This window comes from Streptomyces sp. NPDC002537 (assembly GCF_053594975.1).
Genome location: NZ_JBSFWT010000031.1, coordinates 17,320 through 33,727, shown reverse-complemented (window position 1 = coordinate 33,727; position 16,408 = coordinate 17,320). Strand labels below are relative to the sequence as shown.

Sequence of the window (16,408 nt, the reverse complement as noted above, 5' to 3'; positions counted from 1 at the left end):
CGCGGGGAACTGCGCGACCAGCCACGACGCACCCGCAGACGACGTACCGGACTTCCAGCGGAGCGCTCAGCCGCGGGGGGCCAGCGCGGACCAGGCGAGTGTCAGCTCGCCCTGACGCCATCGGGTGGGGCCGTCCGTCAGGGGCCAGTCCGCCTTCAGGGAGGCTGCCGTGCGGATCCACCGCTGGCGCGCGCTGAGCGAGGAGTACGGGGCCGCCGCGGCCCACGCCCGGTCGAAGTCGCGCAGGAACGCGTGCACCGGCTCGCCCGGGACGTTCCGGTGGATCAGCGCCTTCGGCAGCCGCTCCGCCAGGTCCGACGGCGTCTCCAGCGAGGCGAGCCGCGCCGCGAAGGTGACCGTCCGGGGCCCCTCGGGACCGAGCGCCACCCAGACGTGCCGCCGCCCTATCTCGTCGCAGGTGCCCTCGACGAGCAGCCCGCCGGGCGCGAGCCGCGCGCACAGCCGCTCCCACACGGCGGCGACCTCGTCCTCGTCGTACTGCCGCAGCACGTTCGCCGCCCGTATCAGCGCGGGCCGCAGCCCGGCGCCCAGCGGCACCTCGAACCCGCCGTGTGCGAAGGACAGCCCGTCCCGCTCGTACGGCTTCGCCGCCGCGACCCGCGCGGGGTCTATCTCCACCCCGACGACCTCCGCCGCCGCGCACACGGTGCGCAGCCGGGCGAGGAGCTCGACCGCGGTCCAGGGCGCGGCCCCGTAGCCGAGGTCGACCGCTATGGGGTCGTCGCTGCGGCGCAGCGCGGGCCCGTGGGCGTGGGCGATCCAGCGGTCCATGCGGCGCAGCCGGTTCGGATTGGTCGTCCCGCGGGTCGCCGTCCCTATCGGACGGCTGCGGGAAACGGTTCGGCTGGCCACCCCTCAACTCTAGGCCGCCGCCGCACCCGCTCTGATCTGGTCACACTTTGGTAAAGCGGAAATGGGGGAGAGCCTCCGGAGCGTTGCACCCTTGTAACGCGCTGCATGCCCGATCAAGAGCGGACGGAGGACTCGTACGGTGAGCCAGTACGCATCCCGGCTCGGCGCGCGCCGTGGCCGCGCGCTCGGCACCCTCGCCCATACGCCCCTCCTCCGCATCGGCGGCCCCCGCCGACCCCGCCGCATCGCGATGCTCAGCGTGCACACGTCTCCGCTGCACCAGCCCGGCACGGGCGACGCGGGCGGCATGAACGTCTACATCGTCGAGCTCGCCAAGCGCCTCGCCGCGATCAACATCGAGGTCGAGATCTTCACCCGGGCCACCACGGGCGCCCTGCCGCCCGCCGTGGAACTGGCCCCGGGGGTGCTGGTGCGGCACATCGACGCCGGGCCGTACGAGGGCCTGGCCAAGGAGGAGCTGCCCGCGCAGCTCTGCGCGTTCACCCATGGGGTGATGCAGGCGTGGGCGGGCCACCGGCCCGGCCACTACGACCTCGTCCACTCCCACTACTGGCTCTCCGGTCACGTCGGCTGGCTCGCGGCCGAGCGCTGGGGCGTGCCCCTCGTCCACGCCATGCACACCATGGCCAAGGTCAAGAACGCCGCGCTCGCCGCCGGTGACACCCCCGAGCCCGCCGCCCGGGTGATCGGCGAGACGCAGATCGTGCGGGCCGCCGACCGGCTCATAGCCAACACCGACGGCGAGGCGGAGGAGCTCGTGCGGCACTACGACGCCGCGCCCGGCAAGGTCGCCGTCGTCCACCCCGGCGTGAACCTCGACCGCTTCACGCCGGGCGACGGGCGCGCCGCCGCCCGGGAGCGGCTCGGGCTGCCGGCCGACGCGCTCGTCCCGCTCTTCGCGGGGCGCATCCAGCCGCTGAAGGCCCCCGACATCCTGCTGCGCGCGGTCGCCCTCCTCCTCGACGAGCGGCCGGGGCTGCGCTCGCGCCTGGTCGTCCCGGTCGTCGGCGGCCCCAGCGGCAGCGGCCTCGCCAGGCCCGAGGAACTGCACAAGCTGGCCGCCCGGCTGGGCATCGCCGATGTCGTACGCTTCCGCCCGCCGGTCGGCCAGGAGCAGCTCGCCGACTGGTACCGGGCCGCGTCCGTGCTGGTCATGCCGTCCTACAGCGAGTCCTTCGGCCTGGTGGCCGCGGAGGCGCAGGCGTGCGGCACCCCCGTCGTCGCGGCGGCCGTGGGCGGGCTGCCCGTGGCCGTGCGGGACGGCGTCAGCGGCTTCCTCGTCGCGGGCCACGACCCCGCCGACTACGCGCGCATGCTGGGCCGCTTCGCCGACGACCCGTCGCTCGCCGGGGCGATGGGGGCGGCGGCCGCCCGGCACGCGGGCTCCTTCGGCTGGGACACCGCCGCGGCCGCCACGGCCGACGTGTACACCGCGGCGATCCACGAGCGGCGGCGTCGCCTACGCTCGTCGCATGTCTGACGCGAAATCCGTCATCGAGCAGACGTTCCACGAGGCGGGGCTCGAATGGGAGAGCCCCGCCGACGGCACGTATGTGGTGAAACTCCCGGGCACCCGCAAGCTGTCGACGACCGTCTCCCTGATCGTCGGCAAGCACTCCCTGTCGGTCAACGCCTTCGTCGTGCGCCGCCCCGACGAGAACCACGAGGCCGTCCACCGCTGGCTGCTGGAGCGCAACACACGCCTGTACGGCGTCGCCTACGCGATGGACCGCCTCGGCGACATCTACCTGGTCGGCCGCCTCCCGCTCGCCGCCGTGACCCCCGACGAGATCGACCGCATCCTCGGCACCGTCCTGGAGAACGCCGACGGCAGCTTCAACACCCTCCTGGAAATGGGCTTCGCCAGCGCCATCCGCAAGGAATACGCGTGGCGCACATCAAGGGGCGAATCCACCCACAACCTGGACGCCTTCACCCGCCTGACGTCGGAAGCGGACGACTGACGGACTGGAGTTCTTCCTAACCTGGTTGTGGGCAGGCGTTCCGCGGGGCTGGGGGCACCTCCCAGCGGTAGCTGGGGGAGGGTGGGCACAACCGGCCACCGGCCCGCACCCGGACGGGGGGTTCCGGGGCGCAGCCCCGGCCACCGTCAAGCCGACGCCGGCTCAGCACCCTCCCGAACGCCGGGCACCGTAGCCGCCGAGCCCTCCGCACGGAGCCCCCGCATCAGCACCCAATACCCCACCCCCGCCACGCTCCCGAGAACCGCGCACCCCGCCCACAGCGTCCCCGCCCCGAACCGGTCGATCACCGCACCGCTCGCCAGCGGGGCGACCAGCGCCGCCGTCGACCACGACAGCGTGAACACCCCCTGGTAGCGGCCCCGCCCGTGCACCGGGGAGAGCCGGACGACGAGGCCCATCTGGGTGGGGGAGTTGACGATCTCCGCCAGCGTCCAGACGGCCACGGTCAGCATGAACACCCCGAGCGAACCGGCGAAGGCGGTGAGCCCCATCCCGTACCCCGCCAGCAGGGCGGACACGATCAGCAGCCGCTGCGGGTCGCGGTGTTCGATGAAGCGGGTCACCGGTATCTGCAGGGCCACGATCAGCACGCCGTTGACGGCCATGGTCAGGCCGTAGTCACTGGTCGAGAAGCCGCCCCTGGCCATGGTCACGGGCAGCGCCACCGAGGACTGCAGGAAGATCACGGCGAGCAGGAAGGACAGCCCGACGACGCCCATGTAGCGCCGGTCGCGCAGCACCGTGCCCAGACTGACGGACGGCTCCTCCGCGGCGGTGGCCGCCGGCACCTCCGGCCGGGACTCGGGCAGCTTCGCGAAGACGACGAGCGCGCACGCCAGCGTCATGCCCGCCTCGATGAGGAACCCGGCCCGGTAGCTGTACTGGGCGATGAGCCCGGCGGCCACCGAGGAGATCGCGTAGCCGAGGTTGATGGCCCAGTAGTTCAGGGAGAACGCCCGGACCCGGTCCTCCGGGGCCACGATGTCCGCCATCATCGCCTGCACGGCGGGCCGCGAGGCGTTGCTCGCGGCGCCCACCAGGAAGGCGACGGCGGCGATGGCCACCGGCCCCTGCACGAAGCCCAGCAGTGCCACCGACAGGGCGTTGGACGTCTGGGCCAGCAACAGGGTGGGTCTGCGCCCCAGGCGGTCGGTCAGTACGCCCGCGCCGATCGAGGAGACGACGCTGCCGAGCCCGTGCAGGGCGGCCACCAGACCCGCGTACGACGCCGAGTAGCCCTGGTCGACCGTCAGGTACAGGGCCAGGAAAATGGAGACGAAGATCCCCAGCCGGTTGATCAGGGTGGTGGTCCACAGCCACCAGAATTCCCGGGGCAACCCCGAGACGCTCTCCTTCGCGGCGCGCCTGACGCTCGCTACGGACATTCCCCGACCCCCGATGTGTAAGTTCCGCCTGCGGTCAGCGCAAGTTACATACGGAGACGTCCGGAGCGCCAGCCAATTGACGGACACCGCCAATCGTCCGTACCACGGGCAGGGCGGGCGGCACCACCCCCGCCTTCGATTACGCTCATGGGCATGGCCGACGCACCGTACAAGCTGATCCTCCTCCGCCACGGCGAGAGCGAGTGGAACGCGAAGAACCTGTTCACCGGCTGGGTGGACGTCAACCTGAACGAGAAGGGCGAGAAGGAGGCTGTCCGGGGCGGTGAACTGCTCAAGGACGCCGGCCTGCTCCCCGATGTGGTCCACACCTCCCTCCAGAAGCGCGCCATCCGCACCGCGCAGCTCGCGCTGGAGTCCGCGGACCGCCACTGGATCCCCGTGCACCGCTCCTGGCGGCTGAACGAGCGCCACTACGGCGCTCTCCAGGGCAAGGACAAGGCGCAGACCCTGGCCGAGTTCGGCGAGGAGCAGTTCATGCTCTGGCGCCGCTCCTACGACACCCCGCCGCCCGCGCTCGAGGACGGCACCGAGTTCTCGCAGAGCGACGACCCGCGCTACGCCTCGATCCCGCCGGAGCTCCGCCCGCGCACCGAGTGCCTGAAGGACGTCGTCGTCCGCATGCTGCCGTACTGGTACGACGGCATCGTCCCGGACCTGCTGGCCGGCCGCACGGTCCTGGTCGCCGCGCACGGCAACTCGCTGCGCGCCCTGGTCAAGCACCTCGACGGCATCTCCGACGCCGACATCGCGGGCCTGAACATCCCCACCGGCATCCCGCTCGCCTACGAGCTCGACGCCGACTTCCGCCCGGTCAAGCCGGGCGGCACCTACCTCGACCCGGAGGCCGCCAAGGCCGCCATCGAGGCAGTGAAGAACCAGGGCAAGAAGAAGTAACCCGCCTCACCCCGTACGACACCCCCGTACGACACCCCGTACGAAAAAGGCCCTCCGGCCGTGGAATTCCGCGGCCGGAGGGCCTTTTCGTGGTTCCTGCCCGGTGACGCAGAGCGAGTTGGTCACCGATTGGAGCAAGATGACCACGGTGCGGATGCGGTTGCGGAGCACAGGGGTGAGCCTCTTGTCAAGGAGGTAACACCATGGATTCAATCCGTACCGCTCTGTGCGGCGCCGCGGTCGTCGCGGCCTGCGCGGTTCCCGCAGCTCCCGCCTACGCCGCCGGCAACCTCGGCAACCTCGCCACGCCGGCCGCGCAGGCAGGGCTCCCGGCCACCCACGACTGGGAGGACTGCGACGACGACCATGACGGCGGTCGTCACGACCACGACGGCCGCCACGACGGGCGTCACGACCACGACGGCCGGCACGACGGACGCCACGACCGGGGCGACCGGGACGACGACTGCGACGACGACGGCCACGACGGCCGCCACGACGGCGGCCGTGAGGACCACGACGGCCGGCACGACGGGCGTCACGACCACGAAGGCCGCCACGACCACGACGGGCGTGACGACCACGAGGGTCGCCACGACGGCCGTGACGACCACGAAGGCCGCCACGACCACGACGGGCGTCACGACCACGACGGTCGCCACGAGGGCCGGCACGACCACGAGGGCCGGCACGACCACGAGGGCCGGCACGACGAGCACCGGCCGCACGGGCACGCCCACGCGGGTGGTGGCGCCACCGCGCTCATGGCCTCCTCGACGGAGTCCTCGACCGACACCCCCGTCCTCATCCTGGCCGCGGGAGCCACGGCCGGCATAGCGGGCGGCATGTTCTGGTACCGCCGTCGGGCTGCTGCCGCGAAGCAGTGATGGGAATGGGAAGAGAACAGGTGACATGTCAGAACCGCGCACAGGTGGCTTCGCAACGCGCCTGCTGACAGGGGTGGCCTGGGCGGCCATGCTGCTCGCCCTGTGCCTGTTCGGCAGTGGTGACACCGACGAGCCCGCAGCCAAGGCCCGTAGGACCGGTGGAACCGCGGCCAAGAGCCACCCTCCCGCGCACGGCCTGCCCCCGGCACACGAACCGTTGCCGGGGGCGGGCCCACAAGGTCTGATCATCAAGACCATGGGGCTCAAGGCCCCCGTCGAAGGCCACGGCCTCGACGCCCAGGGCGGGGTCGAGGCGCCCCCGTACGAGCGGGCCAACGCCGTCTCCTGGTACCAGGACGGACCCGAGCCCGGCAGTCCGGGCGTCGCCGTCATCGTGGGCCATGTGGACACCACCCAGGCCCCGGCCGTCTTCTTCGAACTCAGCAACATCAAGCCCGGCACCAAGATCAATGTCGCCCGCGCGGACGGCTCCACCGCGGAGTTCACCGTCGAGGACGTCTCGGTCGTCCCCAACGACCACTGGGACGACGACAAGGTCTACGGCCCCCGGAACCCCGACGACCCGGACCGCGCCGAGCTCCGCCTGATCACCTGCGGCGGCGACTACGACAAGGCCGCGAAGAGCTACAAGGCGAACGTGGTCGTCTACGCCTACCTGACGGGCAACGTGGAACGGCAGCGCGCCCCGCTGGCGTAGCGCCCGGCGGCACGGAAGGGCCCCGGTCGGTGACCGACCGGGACCCTGTCATGAGTGATGCGTGCGAGTGGGGGCTAGCCGCAGCCGCCGCCGCACTGGCAGGAGCCGCCGGACTGGCAGCCGCAGTTGCAGCCGGGGCCACATTGGCACCCTGCCGCCGGCGCGTGAGTGTGGGTCATATGCGGTACCTCCTCGAAGGTGGTCTTACAGGACCTCAGTCAAGGACCGACCGCTTCGGCCGTCAATGCCCCCCGCGTACGTACGTACGGGCGTGTGGGGGGCGTGCGGAAGCACACTCAGGTGTCACGCGCCGTCGACTGCGCCCGTACGCCCCTCGCCCTGGGAGAGCTCGTCGGCGTGCTCGCCGGTCACCAGGTAGACCACCCGCTTGGCGACCGAGACGGCGTGGTCGGCGAACCGCTCGTAGTAGCGCCCGAGCAGCGTCACGTCGACGGCCGTCTCGATGCCGTGCTGCCAGCGGTCGTCCATCAGGTGCTGGAAGAGCGCGCGGTGCAGCAGGTCCATCGCGTCGTCGTCCTGCTCCAGCTGGAGCGCCAGGTCGACATCCTTGGTGATGATCACCTCGGCGGCCTTGGCCATCAGCCGCTGGGCCAGCTGGCCCATCTCCAGGATGGTGGCGTGCAGGTCGCGCGGCACCGCGGACTCCGGGAACCGCAGTCTGCCCAGCTTCGCGACGTGCTGCGCGAGGTCGCCCGACCGCTCCAGGTCGGCGCTCATCCGCAGGGACGTCACGACGATCCGCAGATCGGTGGCGACGGGCTGCTGGCGGGCCAGCAGGGCGATGGCCCGCGCCTCCAGGTCGCGCTGGAGGTCGTCCACCTTGGCGTCGGCGGCGATCACCGACTCCGCCAGCTTGAGATCCGCGTCCAGGATCGCCGTGGTGGCGCGCCCGATCGCGGAGCCCACCAGCCGGGCCATCTCGACGAGGCCCTCGCCGATCGAATCCAGCTCCTCGTGGTACGCGTCCCGCATCCTGACCTTCTCTCCTGAGTGAACGGCGGGCGGGCGGAAGCCGTGCCTGCCCACGCCCCCACGTTCCGGCCGGAACGCGACGGCCCGCATCCCCCCGGGTTAACCGGCGCGGTCCTCGAGGTGAACTCTCGGCAACGTGTGTTCGAGAGGGCACTCTTTTGGCTGTGGGGGTGTCGTACCTGCCGCATAACCTTGACTCATGAACGTGAACGCGGCCGTCGCCGCAGCGGCGGCGATCGCCGGTCTCTGCACCGGAGTGATCGCCATGCTGGCGTTCCGCTGGAGCGAGCGCGACCAGGCCCGGCCGACCCGCAGCTCACTCCACACGGATGCCGTGCTGCCCCCCGGCGTGGACACCGTGCTCTCCGTGCTGCGCTCCTCCGCCGTCGTCCTCGACGAGGCCGACGCCGTGGTCAAGGCCAGCTCCGCGGCGTACGCCCTGGGGCTGGTCCGCGGCGGCAAGCTCGCCGTCGAGCCGATGCTCCAGATGGCCCGCGACACCCGCCGCGACGGCGAGATACGCCAGGTCGAGCTCGACCTCCCGCGGCGCGGCACCGGGCGCGGCGAGGCCCTCGCCGTGTCGGCCCGGGTCGCCCCGCTCGGCTCCCGGCTGGTGCTGCTGCTCGTGGAGGACCTCACCGAGGCCCGCCGCATCGAGGCCGTCCGCCGCGACTTCGTCGCCAACGTCAGCCACGAGCTCAAGACGCCCGTCGGGGCGCTCTCCCTGCTCTCCGAGGCCGTCATGGACGCCGCCGAGGACCCCGAGGCGGTCAACCGCTTCGCGGGCCGGATGCAGATAGAGGCGACCCGGCTGACCAACCTCGTCCAGGAGCTCATCGACCTCTCCCGGGTGCAGAACGACGACCCCCTGGAGGACTCCGAGCCCGTCAGGGTGGACGAGCTGGTCGCCGAGGCCATCGACCGCTGCCGCCACCAGGCGGGCGCCAAGCAGATCACGATGGCCGCGGGAGGCACCGCCGACCTGCACGTGTGGGGCAGCCGCGGCCAGCTCGCCGCGGCCCTCGGCAACCTCGTGGAGAACGCGGTCAACTACAGCCCGGCCCGCACGCGCGTCGGCATCGCGGCCCGGCACATCACCGCCCCCGGCGGCGACCTCATCGAGATCGCGGTCACCGACCAGGGCATCGGCATCTCGGAGAAGGACCGCGAGCGCATCTTCGAGCGGTTCTACCGTGTCGACCCGGCGCGCTCGCGCGCCACCGGCGGGACCGGCCTCGGACTCGCCATCGTCAAGCACGTGGCCGCCTCGCACGGCGGGGAGGTCACGGTCTGGAGCGCCGAAGGCCAGGGCTCCACCTTCACCCTGCGGCTCCCGGAGGCCGGCTCGGTCCGCGACCGGGACCGCCGTCACCCCCGCCGCATCGACGACACTCTCATCAGCGAGCACCTCCCCACCCCGGAGGTGCTTCCGTGACCCGCGTTCGGGGAACGACCCCCGTTGCCCCCACAGAGACCCGACCGGAGGTCCACCCGTGACCCGTGTGCTCGTCGTCGAGGACGAGGAATCCTTCAGCGACGCGTTGTCCTACATGCTCCGCAAGGAAGGCTTCGAGGTCGCCGTCGCGGCCACCGGGCCCGACGGGCTGGACGAGTTCGAGCGCAACGGCGCCGACCTGGTCCTGCTCGACCTGATGCTCCCCGGCCTGCCCGGCACGGAGGTCTGCCGCCAGCTCCGCGGCCGCTCCAATGTGCCGGTCATCATGGTGACCGCCAAGGACAGCGAGATCGACAAGGTCGTCGGCCTGGAGATAGGAGCCGACGACTACGTGACCAAGCCCTTCTCCTCCCGCGAGCTGGTGGCCCGCATCAGGGCCGTCCTGCGCCGCCGCGGCGAACCGGAGGAGGTCACCCCCGCGGCCCTGGAGGCCGGCCCCGTACGGATGGACGTCGACCGGCACGTCGTCACGGTGTCCGGCGGCAAGGTCGACCTGCCGCTCAAGGAGTTCGACCTGCTGGAGATGCTGCTCCGCAACGCGGGCCGCGTGCTCACGCGGATGCAGCTCATCGACCGGGTCTGGGGCGCTGACTACGTCGGCGACACCAAGACCCTCGACGTGCACGTCAAGCGGCTGCGCGCCAAGATCGAGCCCGACCCGGGCGCGCCCCGCTACCTGGTGACGGTCCGCGGCCTGGGCTACAAGTTCGAGCCGTAGACCGCGCGGCGCGCCACGAGCATGAGCGGAGGGGCCCGGAAGCGACTGCTTCCGGGCCCCTCCGCGTGCGGTCAGTGACCGGCGTGCTGTCCGCCCTGGGGGGACTGCTCACCGGTGCCCGGCGCGCCCGACCGGTGCTCGCCGCCCTGCTGCGCGCCCGGGGCGCCCGACGGGCCCGTGGACGCCTCGCTGCCGGGCTTGCCCGCCTGGCCGCTCGGCTTCGTGGACGGCGCCGAGGCGGGAGCCTCGGACTCGGGGCCCCACTCCTTGAAGTAGCTCTTCGCGGGGACCACGAACGCGCCGATGCTCACGTCGCCGGTGTCGCTGAAGGTGAAGGTCAGCTTCTGCTGCTCGCCGTCCTTGAGGGCCTCGCGGCCGTTCGGCAGGACCACGGCGGCGTTGCCCTTGCCGCCGAGGACGACCGAGCCGTGCGCGGGCACGACCAGCTGGCCCGAACCACCCGCCGGGGTGATCTTCACGCTCGTGTTCTTGCCGGCCAGGGAGACCGTCTTGAGCGTCTGGTCCTTGCTGCCGTTGTTGAACAGCTTGCCGGTGATCACGGCCGGGCCCTTGGACTCCAGGTCCGGCTGGGTGATCACGTTCAGGTTCTGGAGCTTGATGTCGCCGACCTGGGTGGCGGCGTTGTCCGGCTTGACCTCCAGCGTCTGCGCGCTGTTGCCCGCCGCGCAGGCGGAGAGCGAGGCGATCGAGAGCACGAGGGCGGAAGCGGCGAGAACGCCGCGTCGAAGGCTGCTGCTCACGGCGGCGGCATCTCCTTGGACGAAGTAAGAGGTGTGTCAGCGCGCTTAGGTTACCGAGGCCCCTCGGGCCCCTCGCACCCGACCCGCCCCCATGGTCAACTCGGCCCCGCTCGGCGGCATGGCCGAATATCCGCCATCAACGTCCCGGGTGATCCGGTGACGCGTGGTGCGGGGGTTTATCGGCCGGGAATGCGGGGGCTTCCGGGAAGATGTTCGGGAATTGATCAAGACGGAGGTGATCAATTCCCGAATCCGGGCGATGAAGACGGCCCGGCCCCGAACGGAGTAGCGGAAGTCCGCCGACCGGACCCCGGCAAAACGGGACGTTCGACCGCTCGCGAGGCACTCCGTACGCCTGTAACGTGCCCGTTTCCCCTTGCCCGAAGAACCGCTCCGACCTGCGAATACCCGCTTCCGGAACCCTCCCGCAGCACGTTCCGGTTGCTGTTGTCAAGCCCCGAGATATGCCCTGACCTGCGGAAACGCCATTCAGAACGGGCAGTTCCCGTGTTAGACTGGATAGCCACGGAAGGGGTACCTGTCACATGACGTTCAAGGTTGGCGACACCGTGGTCTATCCCCATCACGGGGCCGCGCTGATCGAGGCCATCGAAACTCGCCAGATCAAAGGCGTGGACAAGACCTACTTGGTGCTGAAGGTCGCCCAGGGTGACCTGACGGTTCGGGTGCCGGCGGACAATGCGGAGTTCGTCGGCGTGCGCGATGTGGTCGGCCAGGATGGGCTGGACCGGGTCTTCGAGGTGCTCCGCGCACCGTATGCGGAAGAGCCGACGAACTGGTCCCGCCGCTACAAGGCAAATCTCGAGAAGCTCGCGTCGGGTGACGTGATCAAGGTCGCCGAGGTCGTCCGTGACCTGTGGCGTCGCGAGCGCGAGCGCGGTCTCTCCGCCGGTGAGAAGCGCATGCTCGCGAAGGCGCGCCAGATCCTGGTCAGCGAGCTCGCCCTCGCGGAGAACACCAACGAGGACAAGGCGGAGGCCCTGCTCGACGAGGTTCTCGCCTCCTGACGCAGCGCTGGACGCGCCGCTGAACGTGCAGAACGTGCAGCGGTGCCCATGCGATGCGGCAGGTGCCGGACGTAAAGAAGTGCCGCGGTGCCCGCGCGATGACGACCGTCATCCGCCGGGCGCTGCGGCATCTTGCGCTCCGGGGCGGCGCCGAGGCGCCGATTGTTCACGTCGTGCTTGGCGTGCCGGGCCCGGGCAGTCGACCCGACCAGTGTCACGGAAGGGGCTGGTCGGGGCGTCGTGCCCGGCACGCTGAGGCCATACCCAATTCGGCCGAGGAAGCAAACCTGAACGCCAACGCAATGTCTGATCGAGCCCCCGCCGTCACTCCTTCGCGCACCGCCGCGGTGATCCCCGCGGCGGGCCGCGGCGTTCGCCTCGGCCCGGGTGCCCCCAAGGCCCTGCGCACGCTGAACGGCACTCCGATGCTGGTCCACGCCGTCCGGGCGATGGCCGCCTCCCGCGCGGTCTCCCTCGTCGTCGTGGTCGCCCCGCCGGAGGGCGCGGCCGAGGTGCGCAACCTTCTCGACGCCCATCCGCTGACCGGCCACGACCCCGCCGAGGTCCTCGTCGTCCCCGGCGGCGGTACCCGCCAGGAGTCCGTGCGCCTGGGCCTCGCGGCCCTCCCCGCCGGCATCGACGTCGTCCTGGTGCACGACGCCGCGCGGCCGCTGGTGCCCGTCGACACCGTCGACGCCGTCGTCGCCGCCGTGCGGGACGGCGCGCCCGCCGTCGTCCCGGCGCTGCCCCTCGCCGACACCGTCAAGCAGGTCGAACCGCGCACGGGCGACGCCGCGGGCGAGCCCGAGCCCGTCGTCGGGACGCCCGAGCGCGCCCTGCTGCGGGCCGTGCAGACCCCGCAGGGCTTCGACCGCCGCACCCTCGACGAGGCGCACCGGCAGGTCGCCACGGACGGCGAGGGCGCGACGGACGACGCCGGGCTCGTGGAGCGGCTCGGCAGGCCCGTCGTCGTGGTGCCCGGCCATGAGGAGGCATTCAAGGTGACCCGGCCGCTGGACCTCGTCCTGGCCGAGGCCGTACTCGCCCGCAGGAGGGCCAATGTCCGGTACTAGCCCCTACGCCCGGATCATCCCGCTCGTGGGCATCGGCACGGACGTGCACGCCTTCGAGGAGGGCCGCGAGCTCTGGTGCGCGGGCCTGCTCTGGGAGGACGCCACGCACGGCCTCGCGGGCCACTCCGACGGCGACGTCGCCGCGCACGCCGCGTGCGACGCGCTGTTCTCCGCCGCGGGTGTCGGTGACCTCGGCGCGCACTTCGGCACGGACCGCCCCGAGTGGTCCGGTGCCTCGGGCGTCACCCTGCTGGCCGAAGCGGCGCGGATCGTCCGGGCGGCCGGTTTCGAGATCGGCAACGTCTCGGTCCAGGTGATCGGCGTCCGCCCGAAGATCGGCAAGCGGCGCGAGGAGGCGCAGAAGGCCCTCTCCGCGGCGATCGGCGCCCCGGTGTCGGTCTCCGGCACCACGACCGACGGTCTGGGCCTCACGGGGCGTGCGGAGGGCCTGGCGGCCATCGCCACGGCACTCGTCTTTCCCCGGATCTGACCGGTTCTCCGGCCCTCGGGGGCATACGGTGAAACGCGCGTGGGCGTACGCGCCAGCCGTCACCCGAGGGAAGGACCGCGCCGTGTCAGCCGAACTCTCCGACGACCTGAAGAAGCTCATCGACGACAGCCCCGTCTTCGCCACCGTGGCCACGGTCCAGCCCGACGGCAGCCCCCAGCTGACCGTCACCTGGGTCACGCGCGACGGCGACGACCTGCTGATCTCCACGACCGTCGGCCGCCGCAAGGAGCGGAACCTGCGGCGGGACCCGCGGGTGGGCGTGATGATCAACCCGCACAACGCGCCGTACACGTACGCGGAGGTGCGGGGGATCGCGACGCTGACCACCGAGGGGGGAGCGGAGCTGATCGACATGCTGTCCCGGAAGTACACCGGGAAGGATTACGCGGACTTCAACCCGGCCGCCAAGGACGACGCGGAGCGTGTGGTCGTCCGCGTCACGCCCAGCAAGGTCGTCGGTTCGATCTGACCCCGGGCGGGCCGCGAAGACGTGGGGCGGGCCGGAGAACCGGCCCGCCCCACGTGCGTCACTTCTCGGACTTGCCCGCGCCCACGCGGTCGCGGTCCGGTTCGGCCGGCTCGTAGAGCCGGACCCGCTTCGGGACGGCGAGCCCCTCGCGGGACGGCGCGGCCGCGGGCGTGGGCGGTGCGGAATTGCGCCGCATCTCGTCCATGCCGTTCAGCAGGCCCTTGCGCAACCGCTTGCCCAGCGGCCGCTCCACGTACTTGTGCATCAGCCATGCCGCGCAGAGCATCGCCACCACCAGCGCCGGTACGAGCACATGCGGCGGGATGCGGTCGCGCAGGGCGTAGATCACCGTCATGCCGATGTACTGGTGGATCAGGTACACGGGGTAGGTGAGCGCGCCCGCGGTCGCCAGCCAGCGCCACTGGACGCGGTTGAAGGCGCCCAGCGCGATCAGGGCCATCAGCACGAACGCGATGACGATGATCAGGGAGGCCGGCCAGGTCTCGACCGTCCGGCTGGCGTTGTCCGCCACCCGCTTCGGGACGTGGTGCAGGGCGAGCAGCAGCGAGACCGCCACGATGCCCCAGAGCAGCGCCGTGGGCCGGTAGCGGTACATCAGGTAGAACGCGATGCCCGCGATGAAGTACGGCGCGTACAGCGGCATCGCCCACATGTCGAGGATCTTGTTGTCCACGCTGGACGCGGTGACCGCGGCGACCGTCCAGAGGCCGCAGAACAGCACGCACTTGCGATAGGTGACGCCTGTGGCGACGACGACCGCGAAGAGGACGTAGAACTTCAGCTCGATGAAGAGCGTCCAGTAGACGCCGTCGACGTCCCAGACCCCCACGCCGGACTGGAGCATGGTCAGGTTGGTGAGGACCACGTCCCAGTTCTGCACCTGGCGCACCTGTGGCCACAGGGTGACCACGCCCGCGGTGAGGAAGATCGCCACCCAGTAGGCCGGGTAGATCCGCGAGGCCCGGGAGACGACGAAGTCGCCCAGGGTCCGGCCCCAGGTGCTCATGCAGATCACGAAGCCGCTGATCAAGAAGAAGATCTCGACGCCGGTCCACCCGTACTGGGCGACCGCGTGCAAGTAGGGGAAGATCTCCCGGGTGTCACGGCCCCAGCCGCCGCGCAGGGCGACGTAGTGGAACGTCACGACCATCAGGGCCGCGATGATGCGGAGCCCGTCCAGGACGTAGAGCCGTGGTGCGGTCTGCTGGACGGCTGCCCGGCCGCCATCGAGTTCACCTCGTCTGGCGAAACGCATGTCGTCCTCTCCCATTGGCTTAGTCGGCTCATCCTACGCAGGCCCATTCGCACGCATGCTGACATAGGAAGCCCTGGCGTTGCCGTGACAGTTATCTCCTGTCTCTGGCGTATTTCCAAGCCCCGCCCGCAGGCGATCTTGTCGGGGCCCGTGGATATCCGTACAAGGCAGGTCACCCCGCCCGGATTTCCGTCGCGGCCCGGCGCAGGCCGCGGCCCAGGGCGTCCGCCAGCGGACGCTCCACGTACCGGTGTACCAGCCAGGCGGCCTGGAGCATCCCCAGGACCAGCGCGGGCAGGAGGATATAGCGGGGGACCTGGCCCGCGGTATGCCGGATGATCAGCCAGCCCGCGCGCTCGTGGATCAGATAGAGCGGATAGGTCAGCGCCCCGGCCGTGGTCAGCCACCGCCGGTCCAGCCACCGGGTCCGGCCGAGTGCCACCGCCGTCAGTGCGAGGAAGAACACGGACAGCAGTGCCGTCGTCGGCCAGTGCGGAACGTGCTGCCCCATGTGGCCCTCCGCTCGCGCCTGGGCGTCCAGCAGGGCGTGCTGGGCGACGAGGAAGCAGCAGCCCACGATGAGCCAGAGTGCCAGGTTCGGGCGGAAGCGGTACATCAGATAGAAGGCGACGCCCGCGATGAAGAACCAGCAGTCGTCCGGCATCAGGACCTCGTCGAGCACCGGGTTCCGCACCGCCGTCGCGACGGACCCGGCGAGGCCCCAGACCACGCAGAAGCCCACGGCCCGCCGGTAGGTCAGCCCGCGCCAGGCGACCAGGGCGAAGAGCAGGTAGAAGCGCATCTCCACCCAGAGCGTCCAGTAGACGCCGTCGACGGAATCCACCCCCAAAGGGGACTGGAGCATCGTCAGATTGACGGCGATGTCCCTCGGGCGGAGGGTTTCATCCGCTGCCGGCCACAGAAGGACGGCGAGTGCCACGGCGAGTACGCCGAACCAGTACGCGGGGAAGAGGCGGGTGACGCGTGACACGGCGAACTGTCCGACGCTCTTGCCCCAGCAGCTCATGCAGATCACGAAGCCACTGATCAGGAAGAACAGCTGCACGCCCAGCCAGCCGTAGGACGCGGGCAGGAAGGCCGTCGGGAAGACCACCGGCGACGGCCGTTCCCAGACGCCGCTGCCGAAGGCCACGTAGTGGTACGCCACCACCATCAGCGCGGCGAACAGCCGCAGCCCGTCCAGTGCGGCCAGCCGTCCGCGCCGCTCCCCGCTCCCCGCCCGGCGGTCCGGCACCGCCGGCCCGTGCGGCGGGCCCGGCCGTTCCGGGTGCTCGTGCTGTACCGGCAGAGTGGAGTGCAACACCCCTCCAGGGATCCG

The 16,408-nt window shown here is 71.3% G+C and carries 17 protein-coding genes; 11 read left to right on the top strand and 6 right to left on the bottom strand.

Going from position 1 to position 16,408, the window contains the following annotated elements; translation table 11 throughout:
• Positions 1–66: 66 nt before the first annotated feature.
• Positions 67–873: a class I SAM-dependent methyltransferase gene (locus ACWD4A_RS16450; protein WP_451194365.1), complete on the bottom strand. Its 807-nt coding sequence runs from the start codon at positions 871–873 to the stop codon at positions 67–69.
• Between the two features lie 139 nt (positions 874–1,012).
• On the opposite strand from ACWD4A_RS16450, the gene mshA reads away from it, so the two are divergent.
• Positions 1,013–2,374, top strand: coding sequence for a D-inositol-3-phosphate glycosyltransferase (gene mshA, locus ACWD4A_RS16445; RefSeq protein WP_451194363.1), 1,362 nt, complete (start codon positions 1,013–1,015; stop codon positions 2,372–2,374).
• The gene (locus ACWD4A_RS16440) at positions 2,367–2,858 is read left to right on the top strand and encodes a YbjN domain-containing protein (protein WP_451194361.1); all 492 of its coding nucleotides are present in this window, start codon (positions 2,367–2,369) and stop codon (positions 2,856–2,858) included. Before mshA ends, ACWD4A_RS16440 begins: the two co-directional genes overlap by 8 nt.
• A gap of 146 nt (positions 2,859–3,004) precedes the next feature.
• Here ACWD4A_RS16440 and ACWD4A_RS16435 read toward each other — a convergent pair whose 3' ends face one another.
• Positions 3,005–4,264, bottom strand: a complete 1,260-nt coding sequence (locus ACWD4A_RS16435) for an MDR family MFS transporter (RefSeq protein WP_451194359.1) — start codon at positions 4,262–4,264, stop codon at positions 3,005–3,007.
• A gap of 153 nt (positions 4,265–4,417) precedes the next feature.
• Here ACWD4A_RS16435 and ACWD4A_RS16430 point away from each other — a divergent pair, with 153 nt between their 5' ends.
• The 3 genes from ACWD4A_RS16430 (at position 4,418) to ACWD4A_RS16420 (ending at position 6,784) form a co-directional block, all read left to right on the top strand.
• Positions 4,418–5,179: a phosphoglyceromutase gene (locus tag ACWD4A_RS16430; RefSeq protein WP_451194357.1), complete on the top strand. Its 762-nt coding sequence runs from the start codon at positions 4,418–4,420 to the stop codon at positions 5,177–5,179.
• A 203-nt stretch (positions 5,180–5,382) separates the two neighbouring features.
• Positions 5,383–6,066 carry a hypothetical protein gene (locus tag ACWD4A_RS16425; RefSeq protein ID WP_451194355.1) on the top strand — a complete coding sequence of 228 codons (684 nt, stop codon included), beginning with the start codon at positions 5,383–5,385 and terminating at the stop codon, positions 6,064–6,066.
• Positions 6,067–6,091: 25 nt separating this feature from the next.
• Positions 6,092–6,784 (top strand): class F sortase, encoded by a 693-nt coding sequence (locus ACWD4A_RS16420; RefSeq protein WP_451194353.1) that lies wholly within the window; start codon positions 6,092–6,094, stop codon positions 6,782–6,784.
• Between the two features lie 303 nt (positions 6,785–7,087).
• Here ACWD4A_RS16420 and phoU read toward each other — a convergent pair whose 3' ends face one another.
• Complete coding sequence (phoU, locus tag ACWD4A_RS16415) at positions 7,088–7,777, bottom strand: phosphate signaling complex protein PhoU (RefSeq protein WP_451194351.1); 690 nt, start codon at positions 7,775–7,777, stop codon at positions 7,088–7,090.
• 199 nt (positions 7,778–7,976) lie between these two features.
• Between phoU and ACWD4A_RS16410 the strand changes: the two genes are divergently transcribed.
• Complete coding sequence (locus ACWD4A_RS16410; protein ID WP_451194349.1) at positions 7,977–9,212, top strand: sensor histidine kinase; 1,236 nt, start codon at positions 7,977–7,979, stop codon at positions 9,210–9,212.
• A 58-nt stretch (positions 9,213–9,270) separates the two neighbouring features.
• The gene (locus tag ACWD4A_RS16405; protein WP_017242433.1) at positions 9,271–9,951 is read left to right on the top strand and encodes a response regulator transcription factor; all 681 of its coding nucleotides are present in this window, start codon (positions 9,271–9,273) and stop codon (positions 9,949–9,951) included.
• A 71-nt stretch (positions 9,952–10,022) separates the two neighbouring features.
• Here ACWD4A_RS16405 and ACWD4A_RS16400 read toward each other — a convergent pair whose 3' ends face one another.
• Positions 10,023–10,712, bottom strand: a complete 690-nt coding sequence (locus tag ACWD4A_RS16400; protein WP_451194347.1) for a DUF461 domain-containing protein — start codon at positions 10,710–10,712, stop codon at positions 10,023–10,025.
• A gap of 545 nt (positions 10,713–11,257) precedes the next feature.
• On the opposite strand from ACWD4A_RS16400, the gene ACWD4A_RS16395 reads away from it, so the two are divergent.
• The 4 genes from ACWD4A_RS16395 (at position 11,258) to ACWD4A_RS16380 (ending at position 13,793) form a co-directional block, all read left to right on the top strand.
• Positions 11,258–11,740 carry a CarD family transcriptional regulator gene (locus tag ACWD4A_RS16395; protein ID WP_003953493.1) on the top strand — a complete coding sequence of 161 codons (483 nt, stop codon included), beginning with the start codon at positions 11,258–11,260 and terminating at the stop codon, positions 11,738–11,740.
• A 302-nt stretch (positions 11,741–12,042) separates the two neighbouring features.
• Complete coding sequence (ispD, locus tag ACWD4A_RS16390) at positions 12,043–12,813, top strand: 2-C-methyl-D-erythritol 4-phosphate cytidylyltransferase (RefSeq protein ID WP_451194345.1); 771 nt, start codon at positions 12,043–12,045, stop codon at positions 12,811–12,813.
• On the top strand, positions 12,800–13,303 hold the full coding sequence (gene ispF, locus ACWD4A_RS16385; protein WP_451194343.1) for a 2-C-methyl-D-erythritol 2,4-cyclodiphosphate synthase: 504 nt from the start codon (positions 12,800–12,802) through the stop codon (positions 13,301–13,303). The genes ispD and ispF overlap by 14 nt, the downstream gene beginning before the upstream one ends.
• Before the next feature lie 82 nt (positions 13,304–13,385).
• Positions 13,386–13,793, top strand: a complete 408-nt coding sequence (locus tag ACWD4A_RS16380) for a PPOX class F420-dependent oxidoreductase (RefSeq protein WP_451194341.1) — start codon at positions 13,386–13,388, stop codon at positions 13,791–13,793.
• Positions 13,794–13,851: 58 nt separating this feature from the next.
• Here the strand turns inward: ACWD4A_RS16380 and ACWD4A_RS16375 are convergent, their stop codons facing one another.
• Complete coding sequence (locus ACWD4A_RS16375; RefSeq protein WP_451194339.1) at positions 13,852–15,069, bottom strand: acyltransferase family protein; 1,218 nt, start codon at positions 15,067–15,069, stop codon at positions 13,852–13,854.
• A 172-nt stretch (positions 15,070–15,241) separates the two neighbouring features.
• Positions 15,242–16,390: an acyltransferase family protein gene (locus ACWD4A_RS16370; protein WP_451194337.1), complete on the bottom strand. Its 1,149-nt coding sequence runs from the start codon at positions 16,388–16,390 to the stop codon at positions 15,242–15,244.
• Positions 16,391–16,408 lie beyond the last annotated feature (18 nt).

Excerpts from the sequence above, each read along its gene's own strand:
- ACWD4A_RS16440 (WP_451194361.1), top strand. The coding sequence starts at position 2,367 with ATGTCTGACGCGAAATCCGTCATCGAGCAGACGTTCCACGAGGCGGGG.
- ACWD4A_RS16435 (WP_451194359.1), bottom strand. The coding sequence starts at position 4,264 with ATGTCCGTAGCGAGCGTCAGGCGCGCCGCGAAGGAGAGCGTCTCGGGG.
- ACWD4A_RS16430 (WP_451194357.1), top strand. The coding sequence starts at position 4,418 with ATGGCCGACGCACCGTACAAGCTGATCCTCCTCCGCCACGGCGAGAGC.
- ACWD4A_RS16425 (WP_451194355.1), top strand. The coding sequence starts at position 5,383 with ATGGATTCAATCCGTACCGCTCTGTGCGGCGCCGCGGTCGTCGCGGCC.
- ACWD4A_RS16420 (WP_451194353.1), top strand. The coding sequence starts at position 6,092 with ATGTCAGAACCGCGCACAGGTGGCTTCGCAACGCGCCTGCTGACAGGG.
- phoU (WP_451194351.1), bottom strand. The coding sequence starts at position 7,777 with ATGCGGGACGCGTACCACGAGGAGCTGGATTCGATCGGCGAGGGCCTC.
- ACWD4A_RS16410 (WP_451194349.1), top strand. The coding sequence starts at position 7,977 with ATGAACGTGAACGCGGCCGTCGCCGCAGCGGCGGCGATCGCCGGTCTC.
- ACWD4A_RS16395 (WP_003953493.1), top strand. The coding sequence starts at position 11,258 with ATGACGTTCAAGGTTGGCGACACCGTGGTCTATCCCCATCACGGGGCC.
- ispD (WP_451194345.1), top strand. The coding sequence starts at position 12,043 with ATGTCTGATCGAGCCCCCGCCGTCACTCCTTCGCGCACCGCCGCGGTG.
- ispF (WP_451194343.1), top strand. The coding sequence starts at position 12,800 with ATGTCCGGTACTAGCCCCTACGCCCGGATCATCCCGCTCGTGGGCATC.
- ACWD4A_RS16375 (WP_451194339.1), bottom strand. The coding sequence starts at position 15,069 with ATGCGTTTCGCCAGACGAGGTGAACTCGATGGCGGCCGGGCAGCCGTC.